The 21,832-nt window shown below is 71.7% G+C and carries 17 protein-coding genes; 13 read left to right on the top strand and 4 right to left on the bottom strand.

Translation table 11 applies throughout. The features are described 5' to 3' along the window. The first annotated feature begins 91 nt into the window (after positions 1-91). Positions 92-1,282, top strand: coding sequence for a tyrosine-type recombinase/integrase (locus tag PBN85_RS17605; protein WP_037535392.1), 1,191 nt, complete (start codon positions 92-94; stop codon positions 1,280-1,282). A gap of 1 nt (position 1,283) precedes the next feature. Here PBN85_RS17605 and PBN85_RS17600 read toward each other — a convergent pair whose 3' ends face one another. Then, the gene (locus PBN85_RS17600) at positions 1,284-2,192 is read right to left on the bottom strand and encodes a LysR substrate-binding domain-containing protein (protein WP_271301058.1); all 909 of its coding nucleotides are present in this window, start codon (positions 2,190-2,192) and stop codon (positions 1,284-1,286) included. A gap of 187 nt (positions 2,193-2,379) precedes the next feature. Between PBN85_RS17600 and PBN85_RS17595 the strand changes: the two genes are divergently transcribed. From PBN85_RS17595 to PBN85_RS17575, 5 genes are all read left to right on the top strand, one after another. Continuing rightward, entirely contained in the window at positions 2,380-3,252 is an 873-nt protein-coding gene (locus PBN85_RS17595; RefSeq protein ID WP_271301057.1) for an aldo/keto reductase family oxidoreductase, read from the top strand. Between the two features lie 95 nt (positions 3,253-3,347). Continuing rightward, positions 3,348-4,082, top strand: a complete 735-nt coding sequence (locus PBN85_RS17590; RefSeq protein WP_037535393.1) for an SDR family oxidoreductase — start codon at positions 3,348-3,350, stop codon at positions 4,080-4,082. A 112-nt stretch (positions 4,083-4,194) separates the two neighbouring features. Then, the gene (locus PBN85_RS17585; protein WP_271301056.1) at positions 4,195-5,181 is read left to right on the top strand and encodes an aldo/keto reductase; all 987 of its coding nucleotides are present in this window, start codon (positions 4,195-4,197) and stop codon (positions 5,179-5,181) included. Continuing rightward, positions 5,178-5,999 carry an SDR family NAD(P)-dependent oxidoreductase gene (locus tag PBN85_RS17580; protein WP_271301055.1) on the top strand — a complete coding sequence of 274 codons (822 nt, stop codon included), beginning with the start codon at positions 5,178-5,180 and terminating at the stop codon, positions 5,997-5,999. The genes PBN85_RS17585 and PBN85_RS17580 overlap by 4 nt, the downstream gene beginning before the upstream one ends. Positions 6,000-6,008: 9 nt before the next feature. Next, positions 6,009-6,245: a DUF3253 domain-containing protein gene (locus PBN85_RS17575; RefSeq protein ID WP_037535371.1), complete on the top strand. Its 237-nt coding sequence runs from the start codon at positions 6,009-6,011 to the stop codon at positions 6,243-6,245. Positions 6,246-6,345: 100 nt separating this feature from the next. Here PBN85_RS17575 and PBN85_RS17570 read toward each other — a convergent pair whose 3' ends face one another. Beyond that, positions 6,346-6,807 carry a VOC family protein gene (locus PBN85_RS17570; protein WP_271301054.1) on the bottom strand — a complete coding sequence of 154 codons (462 nt, stop codon included), beginning with the start codon at positions 6,805-6,807 and terminating at the stop codon, positions 6,346-6,348. 265 nt (positions 6,808-7,072) lie between these two features. Here PBN85_RS17570 and PBN85_RS17565 point away from each other — a divergent pair, with 265 nt between their 5' ends. From PBN85_RS17565 to PBN85_RS17550, 4 genes are all read left to right on the top strand, one after another. Next, positions 7,073-8,581, top strand: a complete 1,509-nt coding sequence (locus PBN85_RS17565) for a DUF1800 domain-containing protein (protein WP_271301053.1) — start codon at positions 7,073-7,075, stop codon at positions 8,579-8,581. A 15-nt stretch (positions 8,582-8,596) separates the two neighbouring features. Continuing rightward, entirely contained in the window at positions 8,597-9,811 is a 1,215-nt protein-coding gene (locus tag PBN85_RS17560) for a DUF1501 domain-containing protein (protein WP_271301052.1), read from the top strand. 108 nt (positions 9,812-9,919) lie between these two features. Further along, entirely contained in the window at positions 9,920-11,194 is a 1,275-nt protein-coding gene (locus tag PBN85_RS17555; protein ID WP_081793132.1) for a TolC family protein, read from the top strand. Further along, the gene (locus PBN85_RS17550) at positions 11,191-14,355 is read left to right on the top strand and encodes an efflux RND transporter permease subunit (RefSeq protein WP_271301051.1); all 3,165 of its coding nucleotides are present in this window, start codon (positions 11,191-11,193) and stop codon (positions 14,353-14,355) included. The genes PBN85_RS17555 and PBN85_RS17550 overlap by 4 nt, the downstream gene beginning before the upstream one ends. A 22-nt stretch (positions 14,356-14,377) precedes the next feature. Here PBN85_RS17550 and PBN85_RS17545 read toward each other — a convergent pair whose 3' ends face one another. Next, positions 14,378-15,940 (bottom strand): DUF4139 domain-containing protein, encoded by a 1,563-nt coding sequence (locus PBN85_RS17545; RefSeq protein ID WP_271301050.1) that lies wholly within the window; start codon positions 15,938-15,940, stop codon positions 14,378-14,380. Further along, a complete protein-coding gene (locus PBN85_RS17540; protein WP_271301049.1) occupies positions 15,940-17,373 on the bottom strand; it encodes a DUF4139 domain-containing protein in 1,434 nt (477 codons plus the stop codon). Before PBN85_RS17540 ends, PBN85_RS17545 begins: the two co-directional genes overlap by 1 nt. Positions 17,374-17,766: 393 nt before the next feature. On the opposite strand from PBN85_RS17540, the gene PBN85_RS17535 reads away from it, so the two are divergent. The 3 genes from PBN85_RS17535 to PBN85_RS17525 all read left to right on the top strand — a co-directional run bounded on the left by PBN85_RS17535 (position 17,767) and on the right by PBN85_RS17525 (position 21,810). Next, entirely contained in the window at positions 17,767-19,533 is a 1,767-nt protein-coding gene (locus PBN85_RS17535) for a chloride channel protein (RefSeq protein ID WP_051583530.1), read from the top strand. A gap of 85 nt (positions 19,534-19,618) precedes the next feature. After that, entirely contained in the window at positions 19,619-19,960 is a 342-nt protein-coding gene (locus tag PBN85_RS17530; protein ID WP_271301048.1) for a hypothetical protein, read from the top strand. Between the two features lie 821 nt (positions 19,961-20,781). Further along, positions 20,782-21,810, top strand: a complete 1,029-nt coding sequence (locus PBN85_RS17525; protein WP_271301047.1) for an SDR family oxidoreductase — start codon at positions 20,782-20,784, stop codon at positions 21,808-21,810. Positions 21,811-21,832: the final 22 nt, after the last annotated feature.

The raw sequence follows: 21,832 nt of genomic DNA, 5'->3' as shown, positions 1-21,832 counted from the left end.
CCCCTGCCCTCTGCCATCTTCCGTATTGCCACTTACCATAATCGTGGCTTATGGTAACAACAGAACGCTTATCGCCAAATACAGGACCGCCATGACCCTGCTGACGATCCGACCCGCCGGTGCGCTGCCGCAGCGCCGTCGCGACGACAGCGGCGTCACGCCGGCGGCCCGGCTCATCGCCGCGCTCGGCCGCGCCGCGCCGGTCGACTGGCCGGCGGTCAGCGGCATCGGCGTCGAGGTGGCGCTCGAGGCGATGGCGGAGGCGTCGAAACTGGCGCTCGCCGCCGACCTCGACTGCTGGCTCGACTGGTGCGCGGGCGAGCGCCGCCCCGCCTGTCCGGCCGATCCCGAGGATCTCGTCCGCTATCTCCGCGCGCTCGAGGCGGACGGGCGCAAGCCGGCGACGCTCGCGCGGCGGATCGCCAGCCTCGCCACCGTCCACCGTCTGCTCGGGCTGCGCGCCGAGGCGCTGCCGACCGCCGCGCCGATGGTGCGCCATGCGCTGCGGGCGCACCGCCGGCGGCATGGCGCGGCGCAGCGGCAGGCGGCACCGCTGCGCTTCGGCGGGGCGCTCGGCGCGACGGGCGGGTTCACCATCGCCGCGCTGCTCGACGCCTGCGGCAGCGACGTGCAGGGCCGGCGCGACGCGGCGCTGCTCAGCCTCGGTTACGACGCCGGCCTGCGCGTCGGCGAGCTCACCGCGATCGACGTGCGCGACCTGCGCGCGCAGCCCGACGGCAGCGGCCTGCTCCACCTGCCGCGCTCGAAGACCGATCAGGACGGGCTCGGCGCCTGGGCGTGGCTGTCGGCGGATACGATGCGCCGCGTCGCCGCCTGGCGCAGCGACGCGGCGATCGCCGCGGGCGTGCTGTTCCGCCGCGTCGGCGTCGACCGCCGGCGGCAGCGGTCGAAGGAGCAGGCAGATGCGCGCTGGGGCGAGAGCAACACCGCCGATGCGGCGCGGCTGATCACCTATACGATCGGGTCGCAGCCGCTCACCCGCCAGGGCGTCACCGGCATCTACCGCCGGCTCGCGCGCGCGGCGGTGGCGGCGGGGCTGGTCGACCTGCCCGCCGGCGAGGTCGAGGCGCGCGTCGCCGCGCTGTCGACGCACTCGCTGCGCGTCGGGCTGACGCAGGACCTGTTCGCCGCGGGCGAGGACGGCACCGGCATCGCGCTCACCCTGCGCTGGTCGTCGCCGTCGACCGCGCTGCGCTACGGCCGCCAGTTGCAGGTGAAGAGCGGCGCCACCGCGCGCCTGCTCGCCGGGGTGCGGGGGTGAGCTAGGCCGGGGGCCCTTCCCGCACAAAGTCGAGAAAGGCGCGTAGGGGCGGCGGGACGAGGCGACGGCCCGAATAATAGAGGAACGGCCCCGAAAAGGACTGCCACCAGTCGGGCAGCACCGCCTCCAGCGCGCCGGTGGCGAGCGCCGGGCGCAGCCAGTCCTCGAACAGATGCAGGATGCCGCCGCCCGCGATCGCGACGTCGACGAGCAGATCGACCGCTCCGGCGACGCTGGCGATCAGCGGCCCCTGCGGCGTGACCCGCACGATCTCGCCGGCGCGCTCGAACTCCCACGGGCTGGTCAGCGCGCCGCTGGTGAAACGGGCGGTCAGGCAGCGATGGTCGAGCAGATCGCGCGGATGCGCCGGCCGGCCGCGCGCCGCGAGATAGGCGGGCGCCGCGGCGGTGGCGAAACGCTGGACGCGCGGCCCGATCGGCACCGCGATCATATCCTGTTCGAGCCGCTCGTCATAGCGGATGCCGGCGTCGCAGCCCGAGGCGATCATGTCGACGAAGCCGTCCTCGGCGACGATCTCCACCTCGATATCGGGATAGGCGGCGAGGAAGCCGGGCAGGATCGCCGGCAGCACCAGCCGCGCCGCGCTGACCGGCACGTTGAGCCGGAGCGTCCCCGCCGGCCGGTCGCGATAGCGGTCGACGACGTCGAGCGCCGCCGCGACCTCGCCGAGCGCCGGCGCCAGCCGCTCGATCAGCCGCATCCCCGCCTCGGTCGGGGTGACGCTGCGCGTGGTGCGGTGGAGCAGCCGCACGCCGAGCCGCGCCTCGAGCCGGCGCACCGCCTCGCTCAGCGTCGACGCGCCCGATCCGGTGCCGCGCGCCGCGTCGCGGAAACCGCGCGCCTTCGCGACCGCGAGGAAGGCGTTGAGATCGGCGAGGTCGGCCTTCATCGTTCGGTTTTCCGCACAGCCCGTCCCGATCTCTCCGGCTTATCCGCATGATCCGCAAGCGATATCTCGGCATCGGCGACCGCGGCTTACGTCTCCTGACCACCCCGGCCTTGGCCGGAGTGGTCCGTCGGGAGGGGAGGTTGCCGCTGCCGCACGCGGCTCGCCGCAGCATGACAGGAGACCCATGATGATCGACCAGGCAGGCACCTATTCCTTCGCCGGACGCCGCGTGACGCGGCTCGGCTATGGCGCGATGCAGCTCGCCGGCCCCGGCGTGTTCGGCCCGCCGCGCGACCGCGATGCGGCGCTCGCCGTGCTGCGCGCCGCGGTGGCGGCCGGCGTCACCCATATCGACACCAGCGATTTCTACGGGCCGCACGTCACCAACCGGCTGATCCGCGAGGCGCTGTCGCCCTATCCCGACGATCTGCTGATCGTCACCAAGATCGGCGCGCGGCGCGGCGACGACGCGGCGTGGCTGCCCGCCTTCGCGCCCGACGAACTGGCGCGCGCGGTCGAGGACAATCTGACGAATCTCGGCCTCGACACGCTCGACGTCGTCAATCTGCGGCTGATGTTCGACGTCCACGGCCCGGCGGAGGGATCGCTCGCCGCGCCGCTGCGCACCCTCGCCGATCTGCAACGGCAGGGGCTGGTGCGGCATATCGGCCTCAGCAACGTCACGCCGACGCAATATGAGGAGGCACGCGGCATCGCGCCGATCGTCTGCGTCCAGAACCAATATAATCTCGCCCATCGCGCCGACGATTCCTTCATCGACGCGCTCGCGGCGGAGGGTGTCGCCTATGTCCCCTTCTTCCCGCTCGGCGGCTTCAGCCCGCTGCAGTCGGACGACCTGTCCGACGTGGCGGCGGAGCTCGGCGGGACGCCGATGCAGGTCGCGCTCGCCTGGCTGTTGCGGCGGTCACCCAATATCCTGCTCATCCCCGGCACCGCGTCGCTGGCGCACCTGCACGAGAATCTGGCCGCGGCATCGCTGACCCTGACCGAGGCGGCGATGACGCGGCTCGACGCGATCGACGGTGCGCCACAGATTTAATAGTTCGGAATCATTGAACTAACGCGCGACCGCGCCATCTTGCCGCCAGCCGACAGCGCACGAGGCCGTGATCGCGGGCGATTTGGAGACCTTATATGTCACTCACAGGCAAGACGGCGCTGGTCACCGGCGGATCGCGCGGCATCGGCGCGGCGATCGCGAGGCGGCTCGCGGCCGAGGGCGCGACGGTCGCGATCACCTATGCCGGCAACACCGCCGCCGCCGACGCCACGGTCGCGGCGATCGAACAGGCAGGCGGCACCGCCTTCGCCTTCCAGGCCGATGCCGCCGACCCCGCGTCGCAGCGCGCCGGCGTCGATCAGGCGGCCGCGGCGCTGGGCGGGATCGACATCCTCGTCCACAATGCCGGCGTCGCCACCTTCGCGACGATCGCCGAGGACAGCGACGCGATCTTCGACCGCCAGTTCGACGTCAACGTCAAGGGGCTGCACGTCGGCACGCGCGCGGCGCTGCCCCACCTCACCGACGGCGGGCGGATCATCCTGATCGGCAGCATCTCGGGCGAGATGGCCTTCCCCGCGACCACCGTCTACAGCGCGACCAAGGCGGCGGTGGCGGCGCTGGCGCGCGGCTGGGCGAAGGATCTCGCGCCGCGCAACATCCTCGTCAACACGGTCCAGCCCGGCCCGATCGACACCGACCTCAACCCCGCCGACGGCGAGTTCGCCGCGCAGATGCTCTCGGCCATCCCGCTCGGCCGCTACGGCCGGGTCGAGGAGATCGCCGGCGCGGTCGCCTTCCTCGCCGGACCGGACGCGAGCTATATCACCGGCACGACGCTGACCATCGACGGCGGTGTGACCGCGTGACCGGCCCGGACCGGCGCCCGCCGGGGGCCGGTCCGTCCGACGTCGCGCGATCGCCGGCAACCCGATGCCGCGCCGATCATTGTGCCGGCATCACTCACATCGGAGACATGCCATGAAGACCCGCAAGCTCGGCCGGCAAGGCCTGGAGGTGTCGGCGCTCGGCCTCGGCTGCATGGGCATGTCCGACTTCTACGCCGGCCGCGACGAGGCGGAGGCGGTCGCGACGATCAACCTCGCGCTCGATCGCGGCGTCACCCTGCTCGACACCGCCGACATGTATGGTGTCGGCGCCAACGAGGAGCTGGTCGGGCGGGTGGTGCGCGAGCGGCGCGAATGGGTCGTCGTCGCGACCAAGTTCGGCATCGTCCGCGACGCCGACGGCAGCGCGCGCGGCATCAACGGCCGGCCCGACTATGTACGCCAGGCGTGCGACGCCAGCCTGCGGCGCACCGGCCTCGACATCATCGACCTCTATTACCAGCATCGCGTCGATCCCGACGTCCCGATCGAGGAGACGGTCGGCGCGATGGCCGAGCTGGTCGCCGCCGGCAAGGTGAAATATCTCGGCCTGTCGGAAGCCGCGCCGGAGACGATCCGCCGCGCGCATGCCGTCCATCCGATCACCGCGCTGCAGACCGAATATTCGCTGTGGAGCCGCGATCCGGAGGAGGCGATCCTGCCGCTGGTGCGCGAGCTCGGCATCGGCTTCGTCCCCTACAGCCCGCTCGGCCGCGGCTTCCTGACCGGCGACATCAGGACGCCCGACGATCTCGCCGCCGACGATACGCGGCGCAACCATCCCCGCTTCCAGGGCGAGGCATTCGCCCGCAACCTCGACCTCGTCACCGCGATCGGCACGATGGCGGCGGACAAGGGCTGCACGCCGGCGCAGCTCGCGCTCGCCTGGGTGCTCGCGCAGGGCGAGGATATCGTGCCGATCCCCGGCACCAAGCGGCGCCGCTATCTCGAGGACAATCTCGGCGCGCTCGACGTGACGCTCACCGCCGACGAGCTGGCGCGGATCGACACGATCCTGCCGCCCGGTGCGGCGAGCGGCATGCGCTATCCCGCCGCGACGATGGCGAGCGTCAACCGGTGAGCGTCGCCTCCTTCGCAGCCATCGCGCCGGATCGGCAGGCGGTCGTCACCGGCGCGGCGAGCGGCATCGGCCTCGCCGCGGCGCGCGCCTTCGCCGCACAGGGCATGCGCGTCGCGCTGCTCGACCGGCCGGGCGACGCGCTCGACGCGGCCGCCGCGGCGATCCCCGGAGCGAGCGCCTATGGCGTCGACGTCGCCGACGCCGCGGCGATGCACGCGCTCGCCGCGCGGATCGGGCCGGTCGCGGTGCTGATGGCCAATGCCGGCATCGGCGATGGCGGCGACGTCTTCGCCGACGGCGACGTCTGGCGCCGCGTCATCGACGTCAATCTGATGGGCGTGCTCAACGCCGTGCAGGCGTTCGCGCCGGCGATGGTCGCGGGCGACGCGCCCGGGCTGATCATCGCCACCGGATCGAAACAGGGGATCACCCAGCCGCCGGGCAATACCGCCTACAATGTCAGCAAGGCCGGGGTGAAGGCGCTGACCGAGGGGCTGGCGCACAGCCTGCGCACCCGCACCGGGGATCGGGTCAGCGCGCATCTGCTGATCCCCGGCTTCACCTATACCGGCATGACCTCGCCGCGGCCCGAGAAGCCGGCCGGCGCATGGACGGGCGAGCAGGTCGTCGCGCTGATGCTCGAGCGGCTCGCGGACGGCGATTTCTACATCCTCTGCCCGGACAATGAGACGACGCCGCAACAGGACGCCAGGCGCATCGCCTGGGCGGCGGGCGACCTCCTCGCCAATCGCCCCGCGCTGTCGCGCTGGCATCCCGATCATGCCGAGGCCTTCGCCCGCCATATGGCGGGCGACTAGGCGGCGCCGATGGCCGATCCGCAAACCGTGACGCTGGCGCTGCTCGCCCGGCGCGCGCCGGGCGCGACGGTCTGCCCGAGCGAGGTCGCCCGCGCGATCGCGCCCGACTGGCGCGCGGCGATGCCCGCGGTCCACGCCGCGATCGACGCGCTGGTCCGCGAGCGGCGGGTGCGGCTGAGCTGGCAGGGCACGCCGCTGACGACGCGGTCGGGGCCGTACCGGATCGGGCGGGTGGGCGAGGAATGACGCCTGCGATCGCCGCGGGCGGTGCGTGCGGGCGCGGGGGCGGTTCGGCAATGAAACCGACGATTGACGATGGTGAGATGGGATAGGTCCCACGGGCGCCTTAACGGGCTGGCGGCTGCATGAGCTCGATCGTGATATGATCGGGGCCTGAAACATAGGCCACCAAAGTCCCCTTTCGGGGACCACCCGCGATTGGCAGCGGACGACCCTTGGCCTTCCAGCCTGCGGCTTCGACGCGACCAATGGCAGCATGGATATCGTTCACGGTCAGAGCGAGGTGAGCCGCACCGATCGCCCCCGCGCTGTTCGGTACCTCCCCGTTCTGACGTCCTTTTGAATACTGCAACAATTCGACCACATACCCGTCAGCTGCCTTGACGATCGCCGTCTTCACACGCGGATCATCGACACCCGTCACCTGATGCAGGAAGTCGCCCCCCATTTCCGACTGCCGCTCCAGCGTGAAGCCAAGCGCTGCCGTCCAGAAGCGAATGGCTTCGTCCAAAGATGATACGGCAAAGCCGGTGTGATCCACGGCCATCACGTTTGCGGCGTCGTTCATTGGTGCAGTCTCACTGGCCCGTGCGCGCGCTGTCTGGACCTGTCGCGACCGAGGCCAACAGCATGGCGAACATGATTCTCATGGTGCTGGATTAGGGCAAGACTGCTTTCCCGAAAAGGATCGGCCGGCGAGGCGCAACCGGTCATCCGCCACCACCAGCGGCGCATGACGGCCCGATGAAATGATCGTCACGATCGCGCCAGGAAAGTTGCCGTTCAGCTTCGCGGCGGCAAGGAGTTAGCCGCCACGGATGGAGGACTCGACGATGCGCCATCACGGGATCGGGGCGACGCGGCTCGCCGCCGTCGCGCTGGCGCTGCTGCCGGCGCCGGCGCTCGCCGCGGGCGAGGCGCCCGGCGCGGGGATCGGCTGGGCGAACCGCCTCACCTGGGGGGTGACCGCCGCGGACGCGCGCGCCGCCAACCCCGATCGCTGGCTCGACGCGCAGCTCGCCAGCGACGACACCAGCCTGCCCGCGCCGCTCGCCGCGACGGTGGCGCAGATGCGGATCAGCCGCGAGCCGCTCGCGCAGATCGTCGTCGCGGTCGATGCGCAGAACCGCGCCGCCAAGGCGCTGACCGATCCGGCGCAGCGCGAGGCGGCGCGCAAGGCCTATCAGGCGACGCTCAACGCCGTCGCCGACGAGGCGCGGCAGCGTTCGGTGCTGCGCGACCTCTATGCCCCCGACCAGCTCCGCGAACAGATGACCTGGTTCTGGTTCAACCATTTCAACGTCCAGGCGAACAAGCGCGACATCCGGCTGATGGTCGGCGATTACGAACAGACGCTGCACGCCCATGCCTTCGGCCGCTTCCGCGACATCCTCGAGGCGACGCTGCGCCATCCGGCGATGCTGCGCTATCTCGACAACGACCAGAATGCCGTCGGCCGGATCAACGAGAATTACGCGCGCGAGATCATGGAGCTGCACTCGCTCGGCGTCGGCTCGGGCTATAGCCAGCAGGACGTGCAGGAGCTGGCGCGCATCCTCACCGGCGTCGGCGTCAGCCTGAGGCCGGAGCCGCCGCGGCTGAGGCCGCAATGGCAGCCGCTCTACCTCCGCGCCGGCCTGTTCGAATTCAACCCGGCGCGCCACGACTTCGGCGACAAGCATTTCCTCGGCCATGTCATCAAGGGCTCGGGCTTCGGCGAGGTCGAACAGGCGCTCGACCTGATCGCGGCCGCGCCGGCGACCGCGCAGCACGTCGCGACCGAGCTCGCCACCTATTTCATGGGCGACGCCCCGCCGCCCGCGCTGGTCGCGCGGATGGCGGCGCGCTTCCAGCGCAGCCACGGCGATATGGCGGAGGTGATGCGGACGATGATCCGCTCGCGCGAATTCGCCGCCTCCACCGGCCGCGCGTTCAAGGACCCGGCGCATTATGCGATCTCGGCGGTGCGGCTCGCCTATGGCGACCGGGTGATCCTCAACCCGATGCCGATCGTCGGCTGGCTCAACCGGATGGGCGAAGGCCTGTACAATCACGAAACCCCCGACGGCTATCCGCTCGACCGCGCCGCCTGGTCGGGACCGGGGCAGATGGCGACGCGCTTCGACATCGCGCGCCAGATCGGGGGCGGATCGGCCGGGCTGTTCCGCCGCCCCGGCGTCGCCGACGAGGCGCCCGCCTTCCCGCAAGTGCAGAATGCGCTCTATTACGACGGCCTCGCCGCAACGCTCGGCCCGCCGACGCGCGACGCGCTCGCGCAGGCCCGCTCGCCGCAGGAATGGAATGCGCTGTTCCTCTCCTCGCCCGAATTCATGCGCCGCTAGTCAGGAGTCGCCGCCATGTCCCCGCACGTCCACCGCCGCGATCTGCTGAGAGGCGCGGCCGCGCTCGCCCCCGTCGTCGTCGCGGGCCGCGCCTTCGCCGCGCCGCAGGCGGGCAGCCGGCTGCTCGTCGTCTTCCTGCGCGGCGCCTATGATGCGGCGAACGTCGTCGCGCCGACCGGCAGCGATTTCTACCATCAGGCGCGCCCGACGATCGCGCTCGCCCGCCCCGACGCGGCCGATCCCGCCGCGCCGGTCGCGCTCGACGCGACGTGGAGCCTGCATTCCGCGCTCCGCGACAGCCTGATGCCGCTGTGGCAGGCGCGGCAGATCGCCTTCGTCCCCTTCGCCGGCACCGACGACATGAGCCGCAGCCATTTCGAGACGCAGGACACGATCGAACTGGGCCAGCCGGTCGGCGGGCATCGCGATTACGGCTCGGGCTTCATGGCGCGGCTCGCCGGCGTGCTCGGGCGCGGCGCGGCGGACCGGCCGATCGCCTTCACCGACCAGCTGCCGCTCTGCTTCCGCGGCGGCTCCAGCCCGGTGCCCAATCTCGCGCTCGCCAGCGTCGGCAAGCCGATCGACGCGCGCCAGGCGCAGCTGATCGAGGCGATGTACCGCAACGACGCGCTGCTCGGCCGCTCGGTCCACGCAGGCTTCGACGTGCGCGACACCGTCTACAAGGCGCTCGCCGACGAGATGACCGCGGCGAGCCGCGGCGCGGTCAGCGCCAAGGGGTTCGAACTGTCGGCACGGCGGATCGGCACGCTGATGCGCGACCAGTTCAACCTCGCCTTCGTCGACGTCGGCGGCTGGGACACGCACGTCAACCAGGGCGGCGCGACCGGCTATCTCGCCGACCGGATCGGCGCGCTGGGGCGCGGCCTCGCCGGCTTCGTCGCGGCGATCGGGCCGGAGGCGTGGCGGACCACCAATGTCGTCGTCGTCTCCGAATTCGGCCGCACCTTCCGCGAGAATGGCGACAAGGGCACCGATCACGGCCATGGCAGCGTCTATTGGGTGATGGGCGGCGGCCTGTCGGGCGGGCGGCTCGCCGGCGCGCAGGTCGCCGTATCGGAGGCGACGCTCAACCAGAACCGCGATCTGCCGGTGCTGACCGATTACCGGTCGCTGATCGGCGGCCTCGTCCGGCGGCAATTCTCGCTGTCGGGCGCGCAGCTCGACACGCTGTTCCCGAATGCGCGGCCGGACGATCTGAAGCTGATCTGAGCCATCGGCCCGCCCGCTGATCGGTAAACTAAACCGAGATTTAGTCGCGTCGCGACGGACATCCGCCTAACCGCGGGCGAGGGTCCGGCACGAGTGGCGACGATGACGATGACGCGATGGGCAGGGACGCGATGGGCAGGGCTGGCGGTGGCAGCGGCGACGATCCCGGCCGCAGCCGCGGCGCAGGAGGCGACGGCGATCTCGCTCGACCGGCTGGCGCAGGAGGTGATCGCCAGCAATCCCGAGCGGCAATTCTACCAGCGCCAGATCGACACCGCGGGCGAGGCGCGCGACGCCGCCGGGCGCTGGGCCGATCCCGAGGCGGTGGTCGAATTCGGCGAACGGCGGGCGAGCGATCCCGTCACCGGCGCCCCGCTCGGCGACGGGCAGAGCTATGCGGTATCGGTCGTCCAGCCGATCGAGTTCGGCGGCCGCATCGCGCTGCGCCGGGCGATCGCCGAACGCCAGATCGCGCTGGCGCGGATCGGCCTGCAGCAGTTCGACGCGACATTGGCGGCACGGGCGCGGTCGCTCGGCTACGGCCTGTTCGCCGCGGACGAGAAGGCGGATGCCGCGCGCACCGTCGCGGCGCGGATGCGGACGCTGGCGCGGGTGATCGTGTCGCGCGATCCGGCCGGGCCGGCGCCGCAGCTCGAGGCGGCGGCCTTGCAGGCGGATGCGATCAGCGCCGAGCGCACCGCCGCCACCGCGGATGCCGAGGCCAATTCGATCCTCTACGAACTCAACCAGTTGCGCGGCACGCCCTTTGCCGCGCGGATCCGCATCGTGCGGCCGGACATGACCCTGCCCGACCTGCCGCCCGGCACCGCGCTCGCCGCCCAGGCCGCGACGAACAATTTCGAGCTGCGCGCGCTGCGCGCGCAATTCGAGCAACAGGGGCTGCGCGTCGATCTCGCCCGCAAGAGCCGCATCCCGGTGGTCAGCGTCGGCCCCTATTACGATCATGCCCGCTCCGACGTGCGCGAGACCAATTACGGCCTCCGCCTGTCGACCCCCCTGCCCTTGTGGAACCGCCAGGCCGGCGACGTCGCGGTCGAGGCGGGGCGGCAGGCGCAGGCCAATGCGACGCTGATCGCCGCCGAACGCCGCATCGCGCGCGACGTCTTCGATCAGGCGGCGCAATATGAGGCGAAGCGCCGCGCGCTCGGCCAGTGGGACGGTGAATCGGCGCGTCGCTTCGCCGCCGCGGCGGAGGAGGCCGACCGCAACTACCGGCTCGGCGCGATCCCGCTGACCACCTATACGCAGATGCAGCAGGCCTATGTCGATGCGACGGTGGCGATCCTCGATACGCGGCGCGAGGCGATCGAGGCGCTGCTGCAATTGCGTGCGCTCAACGGCGGGACCGCGCCCGGCCGATGATCGCGCGGCTGCTCGACGGCGTCACGCGGCATCGCCTCGCCGTCGCCCTCGTCACCGCTTTGGTCGCGGCGCTCGGCCTCTGGGCGTTCGCGACGCTGAAGATCGATGCGATCCCCGACATCACCGGGGTGCAGGTGCAGATCAACACGATGGTCCCCGCGCTCGCGCCCGAGGAGATCGAGCGGCTGGCGACGCTGCCGATCGAGCGCGCGATGGCGGGCCAGCCCGGGCTCGACGAGACGCGCTCGCTGACCAAGACCGGCCTCAGCCAGGTGACGCTGCTCTACAAGGACGGCACCGACCAGCTGCGCGCGCGCCAGCTCGTCACCGAACGGCTCGCCGCGGTGCGCGACCAACTGCCGCCCGGCGCCTCGCCGCAGCTCGCGCCGATCACCACCGGCCTCGGCGAGATCTATTATTACACGCTCGAATGGCGCACGCCGCCGCCGGGGCTCGATGCGCAGCGGCAGCTGATGGAGCTGTACGAGGCGCAGGAATATACCGTGCGGCCGATGCTGCGCGCGGTCACCGGCGTCGCCGACGTCAATTCGAACGGCGGCATCGAGCAGCAGTTCGTCGTCCAGCCCGATCCCGCCCGGCTGACGCTGCACGGCGTCACCGCCGCGGAGCTCGCCCGCGCGGTCGGCCAGAACGTCGAGAATGCCGGGGGCGGCATCATCGCGCAGGGGCCGCGGCGGCTGACGGTACGCACCGACGCGCGGGTGATGGACGCGACGCAGATCGGCGCGATCCCCGTCAAATTCGCCGCGGGCGTGCTGCCGTTGCAGGTCCGCGACCTTGCCGACGTGGTGATCGGGTCGGCGCCGCGGCAGGGCGCGGCGACGCAGAACGGACGCGAGACGGTGCTCGGCACGGTGATGATGCTGGTCGGCCAGAACAGCCGCGAGGTCGCCTTGCGCGCCGAACAGGCGCTGCCCGACATCCAGGCGGCGCTGCCCAGGGGGATGGCGATCCACCCGCAATACAGCCGCTCCGACCTCGTCGACCGGACGATCGCGACGGTCGAACACAATCTCGGCGTCGGCGCGCTGCTCGTCGCCCTCGTGCTGCTGCTGGTGATGGGCAATTGGCGCGCGGCGCTGATCGTCGCGATCGTCATCCCGCTCGCCTTCCTCGTCACCGTCACGGGGATGAATGCGCTGGGCGTGTCGGGCAATCTGATGAGCCTCGGCGCGCTCGATTTCGGGCTGATCGTCGACGGATCGATCGTCGTCGTCGAGAACAGCCTGCGCCTGCTCGCCCGGCACCGGCACGAGACGGGTGCGGCGCTCGATGCCGAGGCGCGGCGCGAGACGGTCGCCCATGCCGCCGCGATGGTCGCGCGGCCGACGCTGTTCGGCATCGCGATCATCGCGCTCGTCTACGTGCCGGTGCTCAGCCTCGGCGGGGTCGAGGGCAAATTGTTCCAGCCGATGGCGCAGGCGGTGATGCTGGCGATCGGCGCCGGGCTGGTCTGGACCTTCACGATCGTGCCGGCGCTGTCGGCATGGCTGCTGCGCGCGCCGGCGCGCGACGCCACCGACGGGCGGCAGACCGGGCTGATCGGCTATGCCGAGCGCGGCTATGCGCCGGTGCTGGAGCGCGCCATCGCGCATCCCGCCTGGCTGACGATCGCCGCCGTCGGGCTGCTCGCCCTCACCTATCTGCTGTTCCGCAGCCTCGGCTCGCAATTCACGCCGCAGCTCGACGAGGGCGCGATCACCGCGATGGTCTATCGCCCGGTCGGCATGTCGCTCGAGCGCAGCCTCGCGATCGAGGAGGCGACCGAGCGCGCGATCCGCCGGCAGTATCCGCAGATCACCCACAGCTTCTCGCGGATCGGCACCAGCGAGGTGGCGACCGACCCGATGCCGCCCAATGAGAACGACCTCTACCTCTTCTACACGCCCGCGAAGGACTGGCCGCAGGGCGACGGCCGGCCGACGACCAAGCAGGCGCTGATCGCCGGCATCGAGCGCGTCGGGCGGCAGGTCTACCAAGGCCAGACGTTCGAATTCGCCCAGCCGATCGAGATGCGCTTCAACGAGATGCTCGAAGGCGTGCGTGCCGACGTCTCGGTCAAGATCTTCGGCGAGGATTATGTCGTGCTCGAACGCGCCGCGAAACAGGCGAAAGCGATCCTCCAGCGGCAGGCCGGGACCGAAAGCGTCGCGTTCGAGACCGCGGGCCGCCCGGAAAGCCTCGTCGTCGAGCTCGACCATGCGGCGATGCTGCGGCTCGGGCTCGGCACCGCCGAGGTCAACAGCGCGATCACCGACGGCGTCGCCGGCGCCGAGGTCGGCTTCATCCCCGAAGGCGAGGCGCGCCACATGATCGTCGTGCGCATGCCGGAGGCGCTGCGTGCCGATCCCGCCGCGATCCTCGCGCTGCCGCTGCGCGTCGGCGCATACGGGATGGTGCCGCTGTCGCGCGTCGCCAGCCTGCGCCGCATCCACGCGGTCGAGCCGATCCTGCACGACGGCGGCAAGCGGCGCGCGGCGCTGATGGTCAACCTCAACACCAGCGACCTTGCCGGCTATGTCGCGCGCGCGCGGGACGCGGTGACGCGGGGCGTCCGGCTGCCGCCCGGCTATCGCATCGAATTCGGCGGCCAATATCACCAGCTCGAGGCCGCGCAGAAGCGCCTGTCGATCGTCGTGCCGGCCGCGCTGCTGCTGATCTTCCTGCTCGTCTATGCCGCGCTCGGCAGTGTGCGCGAGGCGGCGATCGTCTATACCGGCATCCCGTTCGCGGTCACCGGCGGGGTGCTGGCGCTGTGGCTGCGCGGCATGCCCTTCTCGATCACCGCGGCGATCGGCTTCATCGCGCTGTCGGGCATCGCGATGCTCAACGGGCTGGTGCTGATCGACCATATCAACAGCCTTCGCGACGGCCGCGAAGGCGGCGAGCCATTGTCGACCGACGCGGCGGTGCGGCAGGGCGCGCGCGACCGGCTGCGCCCGGTGCTGTCGACCGCGCTCGTCGCCTCGATCGGTTTCGTGCCGATGGCGATCGCCACTGGCGCCGGCGCCGAGGTGCAACGGCCGCTCGCCACCGTGGTGATCGGCGGCATCGTCACCTCGACCATCCTGACGCTTTTGCTACTGCCCAGCCTCTACCGCTGGCTGGCGATCCCCCGCCGAACGGACGCCGAGGCCTGAGGGGGGCACGCCGGCCGATGCCTCAATAGCGGTAGCGCAGCACCGCGGTGCCGCCGGGCGGCAGCCGCGGCGACCAGGTGGCGAGGCCGTCGATGCGGGGCAGCGGCTTGCCCTCGGCGGTGATCGCCTGTCCCGCCGTGCCGATCGGCACGTCGAGCGTCACCGGCTGCGCGGTGGCGTTGCGCGCGGTGAGCATCGCCCCGCGCACGCCCTCGGCGTCGGGCCGGACGCCGATCGGCGGGTCGGAGGGCAGCGTCGTCTGGGTCAGCGTCACCCGCTCGCTCGTCCCGGCGGCCAGCCGCACCGTCTCGCCCACCGTCCGGTCGGTGATCGCGCCCTGGCCGAGCAGCAGCCGCTCGCCGCCGCGCTGTGCATAGAGCGCGGTGCTGCCGGCGGGGAGCGCGATGCCGAGCCCGCCCGCGCGGTCATTGCGCAGCACGAGGACGATCGCGGCCGGCGCGTTCTCGAACGTCGCACCGGGATAGATCACCGGCCGACGGTAGCGGCGCTCGACCGCCACCGCCTTCTGCTCGAGCAGCGCGACCTGTTTCTGCCCGCGCGCGGCGACGGTGGTGCGGACCGGCACGCGGTACAGCTTGAGGTCGCCGAGATCCTCGGGCGGTGCCCGCGGTGCCGGCGGGGGTGGTGGTGGTGGCGGCGGAGGTGGCGGCGCGAACGCCATGATCCGCGAGCCGGTCACGACGATCTCGTCGGCGGGCTCGAACGACGTCGCGCGCAGGTCGGACGTGGTGGTGCCGAGCGGGTAGCAGACGAGGCGCAGCTTGCCGACCGTCCGCGGGATCGCCGCGACGGGGACGCGGTTGAGCCGGCCGGCGACGGCGCGGACCTCCGCCTGCGCGAACGATTCCGCATTGCCGTTGGCGAGCGTCAGCCAGGCGAACAGGTCGATCGTCCGGCCGTCCGCGGCGAGCGTGCTGACATAGCTCGCGCGCCAGTCGAAGCCCGAGGCGAGATAGGACAGGCGCACCGTCACCGTGCGCGGCGTCGGGCTGGTCGTCGTCACGCTCAGCACCGGCTTGCTCGACAGGTCCGCCGGCACGCCCGCGAAGGCGAGCCGTTCGGGCAGGCCCGAGCAGCGCAGCGTCTCGATCCCCGTCGCCGTGCGCAGCACGATCCCCGGCGCGGGGCCGGCGACGATCGTCGCGGCCTGCTGCACCTGCCGGCCGGTCGCGCGGTCGGTGCGGGTCAGCGTGACCGCGCGGCCGAGCGTGCCGTCGACCAGCGACGCGGGCGACAGCAGGCGCGCGTCGCGGTTCTTCTCGATCGTGCCGCCGGGCAGGCCGTCGATGATCGCGCTGACCGGCACGATCCCTTCCGCCACCCCTTCGAAGCGCAGCGTCGCGCGGCCGCGCGGCAGGTGCACCCGGCGCGTCTCGGTGACCAAGGCGAAGCCGTCGAGATATTGCAGGTTCATCGCGCCCCGGCCGTAGGGCGCGCGATAGACGGTGAGCGCGACCGAGGCGGGCGCGGGCGAGGTGACGACGGTCTGCGCCGCTGCCCCGCCCGGCAGCAGGCTCGCCAGCATCAGGCCGGCGACCAGCCCGATCGCGCGCAGCCGGGGCATCAGTAGCGGGTGTCGAAGGTCGCGGTCACCGTCGCGTTGCCGTTCGCCGGCACCGCAACCTGCCACGCCAGCGTGCCGGCGTCGCGCCGCTCGCCGTGCGCGCTGTCCTCGACGACGCGCACGTCGGCCCAGTCGAGCCCGTTCTGCACCAGCTCCACCGTCACCGGCCTGGCGCGGGCGTTGGTCAGCGTGTAGCGCATCGCGGTGCGCCAGCGGTCGTTGCCCAGCCGGGTGCGCGAGACGGTGACGGGCTGTACCTTGACGTCGAAGGCGTCGCCGGTGGGCAGCGCGATCGTCGACCCCTGCGGCGTATGGTCGATGCGGTTCTCGCCGACGAACTGCGGCTGGCCGCGCGCGTCGCGGACATAGACGCGCACCACCCCCGCCGGCAGCGCGTCGCCGAGCCCGGCCGCGCCCGAATTGCTGAAGCGCAGCACCGATTGCGCGCTGCGCGGCTCGTTCGAGGTACCGAGCCAGCCATTGTCGAAGCGATAGCCGGACCGCGCCGCGACGCCCTTCGCATCGAGGAAGCTGACCTGCTTGGTCTGTTTGTCGGCGATCGTGGTGCGCGCGGCGAGTGGATAGAGATAGAAATCGCCGAGCTGCTCGCGCCCGGATGTTTCGGTGCCGGGCTGCGTCCGCGTCGGACGACGGCGCCGCGGCACGTAATTGCCGCTGTCCTCGTCGTCGCTGCTGCCGACCTCGCCGGCGACGAGCAACGTCTTGGCATGGGCGAAGGTGGTGCCGCTGGTGTTCTTCAACGTCACCCAGCCCTGGACGTCGACGGTGCCGCTGCGGTCGTCGAACAGCGCGACATAATCGGCGCTCCAGCCGAGCCCGCGGCTGAGATAGGAGAGCGTCGCCGGCCGCGATCCGGCGCGCGTGCTCGCCAGCGTCACCGACAGCGTCGGGCGCGCGCGCAGCGCATCGGGCACGCGGTCGAAGATCGCACGCACCGGCAGGCCGTCGTCGCGCAGCACCTCGACATGGCCGTTGACGTCGAGCACGACGCCGCCGTTGACCGCGAGCACCCTGGCGCGCTCGCGCGTCTCGACGCCGGTCGCCGGATTGGTGCGCAGCAACGTGATCGTCTCCCCGACCGCCTTTTCCATCAGGCTCGACGGGCTGAGCAGGTCATAGTCGAAATTCTGTTCGACGATCGTGGCATCGGGCACGGTCAGCGACACCGTCTCGGGCCGGATCGCGGCGCTGACGTCGGGAAAGCTCTGCTGCACCCGCCCGCTCGCCAGCGCCAGCGGCCGGATGTCCTGCACCAGCGCGACATTGTTGGTGTAGATGGTGACCGACACGTCGCCCTGCGCGCTGCCCGCGGCGGGCGAGTCGGCGGGCGGCGGGGCGGCCTGCTGCGCCGCGGCCGCGGCCGGGTCGAGCAACAGCGCCAGCCCGCAGGCTCGCCAGATCGTCGTACGCATGTCCATCTCCCCCGCTGTGCGGCGAACATGACGCGGTCCGCGGCAAAGGGCAACGCGGTGATCGACCGGCGGGCGAAACTCTGTGACGGCACCCGGCATGACGATCGCGGTAAGATCACGCTCGGCGTCCGCAACACGGCGTCACCCCGGACGTGTTCCGGGTCCACCGTGCCGCGAACATAACGGCTCATGCTCTTGCGGAACCGTGGATGCCGGACCGACTCTGCTCCGACATCCCGTGTGCGGCACGATCCGCCGCGGTCCGGGCGACGCCGGGCCGTCGCAAAAGTCTCGACATTGCGTTCGACCCTCCGGCCGAATCCCGCTAACGCCGGTCGCCATGCCCGCCCTGCCAGTCCTGCCCGCCGCTACGCCGCGTGTCGCGACGGTCTGATGGCGGGAAGGCTGCCGATACCCGCCGGCGCGTCCGGCAAGGGGCTGGCGGCGTGGCTGCGCCGGCGCACGCGGTCCAGCGAGGCGATGCTGATCCTGCTCGCGGTGATCGTCGGCGCCGCGGCGGGCACGCTCAGCATCCTGCAGGGCGCGATCGCGCGGACGTTGCAGCATTGGCTGTTCCGCCTGCCCGACGGCGCGCGGCTGAGCACCGCCGGCGCGGTGCCGCCGCTCGCGCTGCTGGCGCTGCCCGCCGGCGGACTGCTGCTGATGGCCTTCTCCTGGCTCACCCGCGCCCGCCAGCGCCGGCTGGTCGACGCGGTCGAGGCGAATGCGCTGCACGGCGGGCAGGTATCGTGGACGGACAGCCTCGTGATCTCGGGACAGACGATCCTGTCCAACGGCTTCGGCGCCTCGGTCGGGCTGGAGGCGGCCTATGCGCAGCTCGGTGCGGCGGTCGCCTCCGCCGCGGGCGGCTGGCTGCGGCTGCGGCGCGGCGATCTGCGCGTGCTGGTCGGTGCCGGCACCGGCGCGGCGATCGCCGCCGCCTTCGGCGCGCCGCTGACCGGCGCCTTCTACGCCTTCGAGATCGTCATCGGTGCCTATACCCCCGCCGCGATCGCGCCGGTCGCGGCGGCCGCCCTCTCCGCGGTGCTCGTCGCGCAGTCGCTCGGCGTCCACCCCTATCTGGTCGATGCCGCGGCGGGCGAGGCGGTGCAGACGCACCATTATCTCGTCTACGGCGGGCTCGGCGGCCTCGCCGCGCTGCTCGGCATCGTGCTGATGCGCGCGGTCGCCGAGGTCGAGCGGCTGACGCGGCAGCTGCCGGTGCCGCCCGGCGCGCGTCCGGTGCTCGGCGGCCTGTTGCTGATCCCGCTCGCGCTCGCGACGCCGCAGGTGCTCTCCGCCGGTCATGGCGCGCTCCACCTCGACCTGGAGGCGGCGCTGCCGCTCGGCATCGTCGCGGCGATCTTCGTGATGAAGAGCGCGGCGTCGATCGTCTCGCTCGGCTTCGGCTTCCGCGGCGGACTGTTCTTCGCCTCGCTGTTCCTCGGCAGCCTGTTCGGCCATCTCTATGCCGGGGTCGTCGCGCTGCTCGCCGGCTATCCGGTGGTCGATCCGCAGAATGCCGCGCTCGTCGGCATGGCGGCGTTCGCGGTGGCGGTGGTCGGCGGGCCGATGACGATGGCGATGCTGGTGCTCGAGGCGACGCACGATTTCTCGCTCGCCGGCGCGGCGGTCGCCGCATCGCTGGTCGCGACGACGATCGTGCGCGAGCTGTTCGGCTATTCCTTCTCGACCTGGCGGCTCCACCTGCGCGGCGAGACGATCAAGAGCGCACGCGACGTCGGCTGGATGCGCACGCTCACCGCCGGGCGGATGATGCGGCGGGTCGAGCGCGCGACGCCGGCGACGCTGACCGTCGCCGAATTCCGCCGCGCCGTGCCGCTCGGCGCGACCAGCCGGGTGGTGCTGACCGACGGCGACGAGCGTTATGCCGGCATCGTCCGCACCGCGAGCGCCTATGCCGACGGCATCGCGCCCGACCAGCCGGTCGCGACGCTCGCCATCCAGCAGGACCGCACGCTCGATCCCGCCGCCGACATCCGCCGCATCATGGCGGCGTTCGACGCGGCGAGCGCCGACGAAATGGCGGTCGTCACCGCCGAGGGCCGCGTCCTCGGCCTGCTCTCCGAACCCTATGTGCGGCGCCGCTATGCCGAGGAGCTCGACAAGGCGCAGCGCGAATTGTTCGGCGAGGCCTGACGGCGGGGCGATGCCGCGGTCGCAAGAGACTGGCGGCACGCGGCGCGACGCGGCAAGGCAGCCGGGATCGACAGGGAGCGAAAGCATGGCGCGCAAACATCCGAAACACGGCCCGTATGACGCGCCGGAGCCCGAGGCGGAGGCGCCCGCCGCCCCCGCCGCGCCCTGCTGGCTGTGCGGGCGCGGACTCGGCACGACCACCGTCTGGCATCATCCCGTGCCCAAGAGCCGCGGCGGGCGCGACGTCGTGCCGATGCATCCGATCTGCCAGCAGACGCTGATCGCCAATTTCACCAATTCGGAATTGCAGCGGCACGGCATGGACGTCGACGGCCTGCTCGCCGATCCCGCGATCCGCAAATTCATCGACTGGGTGGCGAAGAAGGACCCCGACTTCACCGCCACCGCGACGAAGAAACAGCGCTGACGGGCGGCTGGTTCGCGCAGAGGCGCTGAGGCGCTGAGGCGCAGAGGGCGCTGAGGGCGGATATTGATTCACGCGAAGACGCGAAGACGCGAAGATGTTCCGCCCGCCGCGAGCGCGGCCCATGTCCTGCACGGGCAGGAAGAGCAGGCCACGCCCGGTCCAAGGCGCGCCCTCTTCGCGTCTTTGCGTCTTCGCGTGAAATCCTCCTCCCCACTTCGCCTTCGGGAGAAAACAAATCGGGTTCACGCGGAGGCGCGGAGGCGCTTCGCTGTGTTGCAGCGGCAGCGCGGGACAGCGGGGGCCGGAAATGGAAGGCTGCGCCAGCCCAAACCACTACCCCTCCGCGCCTCCGCGCTTCCGCGCTTCCGCGTGAACCAATGTCTTTCTGTGCCGCTGCCCGAGCATAGGCCGCGCGCCGCGAGCGCGGCCATGCCATCCACAGGAAGGTAGAGTAGGCCACGCCCGGTCGGAGGCGCGCCCTCTTCGCGTCTTCGCGTCTTCGCGTGCAATCCTCCTCCGCACTCCGCCCTCGGGCGAAGCCAAATCGGGTTCACGCGGAGGCGCGGAGGCACGGAGGCGCGGAGTTGATTCGCTGTGTTGCGGCGGCAGCGCTGGACAGCAGACGGCAGGCGATGGAGGGCCGCGCCAGCCCGAGCCGCTCCCGCTCCGCGCCTCCGCGCCTCCGCGTGATCCCTCTCCCAAGCCCGGGCAGAGGGCGACGTTCGCGATGATCGTGGCGAGGTTCGGCAAAGAACCGGTGCCGAGGAACTGAGCACTGCCTGCACTGTTCAGGAAAACGAAGCAGAACAAGGCAGTATATCATGAGCAAGCAGCCCGACGACGCCGTATCGCAGCAAGCAGGATTGAGCCGCCGCGCCGTGGTCGGCGGGGCGGCGATCGGGCTGGCGGCGTCCACCGCCGCCTCCGCCGCGGCCCAGCAGGCGGGCGGTGCGGCCGGTGCGGCCGGGCCGGGGCTGATCGATCCGACCACCCAATATCCGCGTCCGCCGTTCGAGAAACAGTCGCAGCCCTTTCCCGGCCTCGCCAGCAAGATGAACCCGCGGCCGGATCACGGCGAGACGAGCTACAAGGGCTCGGGCCGCCTGCTCGGGCGCAAGGCGCTGATCACCGGGGGCGATTCCGGCATGGGCCGGGCCGCCGCGATCGCCTATGCGCGCGAGGGCGCCGACGTCGCGATCGCCTATCTGCCCGCCGAGGAGCCCGATGCGCGCGAGGTGATCGCGCTGATCCGCCAGGCCGGGCGCAAGGCCGTCGCGATTCCCGGCGACCTGCGCGACCGCGCCTATTGCGCCAAGCTGGTCGACACCGCCGTCCGCCAGCTCGGCGGGCTCGACATCCTCGTCAACAACGCCAGCCGGCAGCAGCAGCGGCAGTCGCTGCTCGACATCACCGACGAGGATTTCGACGCGACGCTCAAGACCAACCTCTACGGCATGTTCTACGTCACCAAGGCCGCGCTGCCCCATCTCAAGCCGGGATCGGCGATCATCCAGACGACCTCCGAACAGGCCTATGACCCGTCGGAAAATCTGGTCGATTACGCGATGACCAAGGCGGCGATGATGAACTTCACCAAATCGCTCGCCAAGCAGCTCGGGCCGAAGGGCATCCGCGTCAACGGCGTCGCGCCCGGCCCGATCTGGACGCCGCTGCAGGTGGCGGGCGGCGCGACGATGGAGAAGCTCCAGCAGTTCGGCGGCAACACCCCGCTCGGCCGCCCCGGCCAGCCCGCCGAGCTCGGCTCGATCTACGTCCAGCTCGCCGCCTCCGACGCCAGTTATGCCAATGGCCAGGTCTATGGCGCGGCCGGCGGCTCGGGCCAGCCGTAAGCCGGCGGCAGGCGCCGGCCTC

It is taken from the genome of Sphingomonas sp. CV7422 (assembly GCF_027945725.1).
GTDB lineage: Bacteria > Pseudomonadota > Alphaproteobacteria > Sphingomonadales > Sphingomonadaceae > Sphingomonas > Sphingomonas kyungheensis.
This window is presented reverse-complemented; position numbering and strand designations above follow the sequence as displayed.